Annotated in this window: 1 protein-coding gene; it reads right to left on the reverse strand. The window is 31.5% G+C overall.

Translation table 11 applies throughout. From position 1 onward, the window contains the following. Window positions 1–109: 109 nt before the first annotated feature. A partial coding sequence (locus DNK85_RS12745) for a hypothetical protein (RefSeq protein WP_208123196.1) occupies window positions 110–536 on the reverse strand: 427 nt, incomplete at its 5' end.

Here is a 536-nt window from a genome sequence, read left to right on the forward strand (position 1 = left end):
TTACTTTTTTCTTTTTTTTTTTTTTTTTATGTTTTCTTCTTCTTTTCTTTTTTTTTCTCTTTTCTTTTCTCTCTTTCTTTCTCTCCTCCTTCTTCCTCCCCCTTTTTCTTTACCTCTCCCTTTTTTTTCCTCTCCTCTCTCCCTTTTCCTCCTTCCCTTCTCCCCCTTCCCTCCTTTTTCTTCTCCCCCTCCTCTTCCTTTCCTCCTCTTTTCTCCTTCTCCTTTTCCTCTCTTTTTTCTCCTTTTCTTTCTTCCTTTTCTTTCTTCTCTTTTCTTTTCTCTCTTCATTCTCTTTTTTTTCCTCTCTTCTTCTATCCTTCTTTTTTTTTTTCTCTTCTCTTTTTTTTCTTTTTTTCACACTTTTCCTTTTTTCCTTTTTTCCTTTCTTTCTTTTTCTTTCTTTTTCTATCTTTTTATCCTTCTTTCTTTCCTTTTTTTCCCTTTTTTTCTCTTCTTTTTTCTTTTTTCCCTTTTTCCTCTTTTCTTCCTTTTTCTTTCTTTTTCTCTTTTTTTTTTTTTCTTTTTCTTTCCCTTTC

The organism is Cysteiniphilum halobium (assembly GCF_003574425.1).
GTDB lineage: Bacteria > Pseudomonadota > Gammaproteobacteria > Francisellales > Francisellaceae > Caedibacter > Caedibacter halobius.